This is a genomic window from Ilyobacter sp. (genome assembly GCF_041583315.1).
In the GTDB taxonomy this organism is placed as follows: Bacteria; Fusobacteriota; Fusobacteriia; order Fusobacteriales; family Fusobacteriaceae; genus Ilyobacter.
The window spans coordinates 1-3839 of the sequence record NZ_JBFHGC010000274.1; the positions used below are offsets into that span (position 1 = coordinate 1).

At 40.9% G+C, this 3839-nt stretch carries 3 protein-coding genes; 2 read left to right on the forward strand and 1 reads right to left on the reverse strand.

Features of this window, described 5'->3' with window-relative positions; genetic code table 11:
- The coding region (locus ABZA26_RS09750) for an RND family transporter (RefSeq protein ID WP_372714330.1) at positions 1-1633 on the forward strand (1633 nt) is incomplete at its 5' end.
- 103 nt (positions 1634-1736) lie between these two features.
- On the forward strand, positions 1737-2393 hold the full coding sequence (locus ABZA26_RS09755) for an OmpA family protein (RefSeq protein ID WP_372714331.1): 657 nt from the start codon (positions 1737-1739) through the stop codon (positions 2391-2393).
- Positions 2394-2438: 45 nt separating this feature from the next.
- On the opposite strand, the gene ABZA26_RS09760 is transcribed toward ABZA26_RS09755, so the two are convergent.
- Positions 2439-3839 (reverse strand): TRAP transporter permease (locus ABZA26_RS09760; RefSeq protein ID WP_372714332.1); only part of this gene is annotated, 1401 nt, incomplete at its 5' end.

Here is a 3839-nt window from a genome sequence, read left to right on the forward strand (position 1 = left end):
CATGGATGAGCTCTTCGTTCCCATGCTCTACACCTCACTCACTACCTGTGTGGGATTTGCATCTCTTGCATTGACCCCTATACCGCCTGTCAGGATTTTCGGGCTCTTTGTTGCCTTCGGTATAGGTGTGGCGTGGATACTCACTGTCACCTTCATCCCAGCCTATATAATTTTGTTTATAAAAGAGGAATCCTTATCAGATTTCGGTGAATCCTTGGATTCAAAAGCGGGGTTTATCGACAGAGTTCTTAAGAAAAACAGTGATTTCACCTTTAAAAACTCCAATAAAATAATCGCTGCAACCTGTATCCTCATAATGATTTCTGTTTACGGCATCAGCAAGATAGTCATAAATGATAATCCTGTCATCTGGTTTGAAAAAAATCATGAAATCAGAGAGGCAGACAGAGTTTTAAACAGACATTTTGCCGGGACATACATGGCATATCTGATTTTGGAAAGGGACTACACAGAAGAGGATATAAAAAATTCCCTGGAAAAAACCCTGCTTCTTTTTGATGAGTATAGAGGGGAGCTCGGAGAAGCCCTCTACAGAGATTTAAAAAACTCTGCAGACTCTGTCTACAGGACAATGACAGAGTCTCAAGACTATTCCGTCCAGGAGTATTACTCCATGGTAAAGGATCAGGCAGAGCTGTCTATGGACGAGTATGATTCCTTTGCCTTAGAAGATGTCTATGACATTTTGGGAGATTACCATTCTGAAAGTCAGACATTTAAAAATCCAAAAATGCTGGAGTACGTCGACAGACTCTCTCAGCAGCTCGATACCAACCCAAATGTTGGTAAGAGCAACAGCATAATACAGATTGTAAAAAAAGTCTACCAGGAGCTTCTGGGAGGCCGAGAGGAGGACTTTAGGATTCCAGATACAGCATCAGGTGTGGCCCAGTCTCTTTTATCATTTCAAAACAGCCATACCCCTCAGATGCTGTGGCACTTTGTGACTCCCGACTATGAAAAGGGGAATATATGGGTACAGCTGAAAAACGGTGATAACAAAAGTATGCAGGAGGTGACTGACAGTATAGAGGTGTGGATGGAGAAAAACAACTCTCCTGTAAAAATAAAACATAACTGGGCGGGTCTTACATACGTCAATGTAATATGGCAAAATGAGATGGTTCGTGGAATGCTGAACTCCCTAATGGGATCCTTTATAGTAGTTTTTCTAATGATGGCATTTCTTTTTAAATCACCTTTATGGGGAATTCTCAGTATGATACCTCTAAGTGTCACTGTCTTATTTTCCTATGGTCTCATCGGGTTGATCGGAAAGAGCTATGATATGCCTGTGGCAGTGCTCTCATCTCTGACTCTCGGACTTTCGGTGGATTTTGCTATACATTTTATCGAAAGAGCCCGTGAAATATATTCTGAGGAGAAGGATTGGAAAACTACCCTGGATAAGATGCATGAAAAACCTGCGAGAGCAGTGGTAAAAAATGCCATAATCATATCTGTTGCATTTTTACCGCTTTTACTGGCTCCACTGGTTCCGTATAAAACTGTGGGTATTTTAATTTCTGCCATTTTGATGGTTTCTTCCATAGCCACTTTCATAATTTTACCTGCACTTATAAAACCCCTTAAGGAAAGATTATTTCCATAAAATAATAATACATAATTTTTAAACTAAAATATAAAATTGATAGTCAAATGTAGGCGTAAAAAAGTAATATTCTATTTTCTTAAAAAATAACGGAGGTGTAAAAATGATGACAAAAAAATTATTAGCAGCAGCATTGTTAATAACATCGCTAGCAGCTTGTCAGAGTACAAACCCATATACAAGAGAGGAACAATTTAATAAAACCAGTAAATACGCTGTAGGAGGAGCCGTAGTAGGTGCTGTTGCAGGTCAGGTTATAGGTAAGGATACAGAGGGTACTCTTAAAGGTGCTGCCGCAGGTACAGCCCTAGGAGCTGGTCTTGGGTACTACTTCGACAGACAGGAAGCAGCACTGAGGCAGGAGCTTGAAAGAACAGGAGTTAGTCTTAGAAGAACTGCTGACAATACTCTAGAACTTGTAATGCCTGGAAGCCTTACATTCAGAACAGGAAGTTCTGACGTCAACAGCGGATTCTATGATGTCTTGGATTCTGTTGCAAAAATTCTTGTAGAATACAAAGATACTACAATCTTCGTATCGGGGCATACTGATAATACAGGTTCTCTTGCTACAAACCAAAGACTTTCACAGGATAGAGCCAGCAGTGTAGCTAGATATCTTTCTTCTAGAGGAGTTCTTTCTTCTAGAATATCTTCTAGAGGATTTGACTACCAGTTCCCTATCGCTTCAAATGCAACTGCAGCAGGAAGAGAGCAAAACAGAAGGGTAGAAATAGAAATCACAGGAAATTCTAAATAATAATAGTTTAAAAGCCCCTATACACTGAGTGTATAGGGGCTTTTTTTATGCCTTTGCAGACTCTTTCTTTACTTTTATTTTTGAAAACATAAAAATTGAAACGAATAGAGCCACTCCGGTGATATCCGTATACAAGCCAGGCTTGATTAGAAGCAGTGCCGCTGTAAGAAGTAAAACTCTTTCCAGTATTCTCAGGTTCCTGTTTAAATAACCCTCTACCGATGCACCCAGTGCCATTACTCCCACAGAAGCCGTTATCACCACCAGTATTGTTTTCATAGGGGTGGTATTTATCAGCAGAAGTGAGGGAGAATACACAAATACATACGGAACTATGAAACCTGCCAGGGCAAGCTTCACAGCCTCAAACCCCGTTTTTGATGGGCTTCCTCCTGCTATACCAGCACCTGCAAAAGCTGCCAGTGCAACTGGAGGTGTGAGATTGGCCAGCATTCCAAAGTAAAATACAAACATATGAGATACAAGGTGTGGCACTCCCATTTTATACAATGCAGGAGCCGCCATTGTCGCAGTTATTATATATGCCGGGATTGACGGAAGACCCATTCCAAGAACTATACAGGCAATCATTGTCAATACCAGAGTTAAAAACAGTTTACCTTTTCCTAAAAACAGAATTGCACCTGCAAGCTTCAGTCCGAATCCTGTCTGGGTTGCTACTCCTATTATCAGACCTACCACAGCACAGGACATAGCCACTCCTAGAGCAGTACGTGCACCGCTTTCCAGTGAATCTATTATATCCTTAAAACTCATTCTTGTCTCTTTCTTTAGACCACTTGCAACTATTGTCAGTAGAATTGACCAAAATGCAGCGTAAATAGGCGTCTTTCCGCTCAAAAGAAAATAAAGCAGTCCGAACAACGGCAGTAAAAGATGCCCCTTTTCCTTAAGTACCAATCCGGCCTTGGGAAGCTGATCTTTTGGAAGACCATTAAGCCCTCTCTTACAGGCTCTTAGGTGTATTATCACTATTACTCCTAGATAGTATAAAAGAGCTGGAATAACAGCTGATTTTGCTATGGTAATATATTTTACTCCCAAATACTCTGCCATGATAAATGCAGTGGCTCCCATAACTGGAGGAAGTATCTGACCCCCACAGGAAGCTGCAGCCTCTACTCCTCCTGCAAATTCTTTGTTATAACCAATTTTCTTCATCAGAGGTATAGTAAATGCACCGGTAGTTACAACATTGGCTATGGCACTACCATTTATCGACCCCAAAAATCCACTTGAGATTACTGCAACCTTTGCAGGTCCACCTTTCCCAGATCCTGCAAGGGCCATGGAAAGGTCGTTGAAGAACTGCCCCATTCCTGATTTTTGCAGAAAAGCTCCGAATAAAACAAATAGAAATATATAGGTAGAAGAAACCCCTATAGCTATTCCGTATATCCCCTCTGTAGAAAGATACATATAGTC